This window comes from Streptomyces sp. NPDC055103, assembly GCF_053607625.1.
Genome location: NZ_JBSGTX010000203.1, coordinates 290 through 784, shown reverse-complemented (window position 1 = coordinate 784; position 495 = coordinate 290). Strand labels below are relative to the sequence as shown.

Sequence of the window (495 nt, the reverse complement as noted above, 5' to 3'; positions counted from 1 at the left end):
TCAAAACAAGACGAAAGCCACGCCGCTTTCGCAAGAACACTAATCAGTTTTTGAAGTCCGATGTAGATGCGGCGAAAAGAAAAATCGAATCAGCAGAAGAGCTCTCTATCATGCTTTCGGAGGCATTACGTGATGGTGATTATGAAGAGGCGATCAGTCTTGCTGGAAGTATCAAAGTTCTTACAGAGGATATCAGCCGACTGGCTAATAAAGGACGTTTATATGAAACAGCTATGAAAATGCAACAGCGTGGCATCAACTTGGCAGTGATAAGTAGGTGTTTGGGATGATGGTTCACTTTGTCCACAAACCAGCAACAGCGTTGGAGGTCAGAGCATGGTGTGAAAGAATCCGAAATCATAGCGAACTGTACTTGATTTGGGATAAACGCACAGCAAATTACAGAAAGGAGATTATGAATGATCGAAAATCCAATGATTCTAAACAACTGGCACGACAAGCTGACTGAGCCGGAAACGAAAAAGGATTTTTTCG

The 495-nt window shown here is 42.6% G+C and carries 2 protein-coding genes; both read left to right on the top strand.

The window, feature by feature from the left end:
• Positions 1-290: YqaH family protein (locus ACWFR1_RS40530; RefSeq protein WP_453561175.1), on the top strand; the 290-nt coding region annotated here is incomplete at its 5' end.
• A gap of 129 nt (positions 291-419) precedes the next feature.
• Positions 420-495: YqaI family protein (locus ACWFR1_RS40525; RefSeq protein ID WP_453561183.1), on the top strand; the 76-nt coding region annotated here is incomplete at its 3' end.